A 231-nucleotide genomic window follows, 5' to 3' on the forward strand; every position below is an offset into this window, starting at 1 on the left:
GCAGCTTTGCAAACGGCGGAAATCCGCAAATGCGCCGCAAGGTCTTGTCCATGGTCAGGCGCTCGACCAGCCCGACGGTGGTGGTGATGCCCAGCACCGCCTTGGCCACGAAAGCATTCGCCAGCCAGGCCCGAACATGTGGCGGTCGGCCGATGCCGTCCCAGGAATCGTCAGCGAATTCCTCGATACGCGCCCACTCCAGAACGTAGATAAGGCGCTCAAGTTTCGGCG

1 protein-coding gene is annotated in these 231 nt (G+C 62.3%); it reads right to left on the reverse strand.

The window, feature by feature from the left end:
- Nucleotides 1-231, reverse strand: a 231-nt coding sequence (locus F1735_RS35280; protein WP_167241678.1) for a transposase, incomplete at both ends; no start/stop codon positions are given.

It is taken from the genome of Massilia genomosp. 1 (assembly GCF_011682185.1).
In the GTDB taxonomy this organism is placed as follows: domain Bacteria; phylum Pseudomonadota; class Gammaproteobacteria; order Burkholderiales; family Burkholderiaceae_D; genus Telluria_A; species Telluria_A rubra.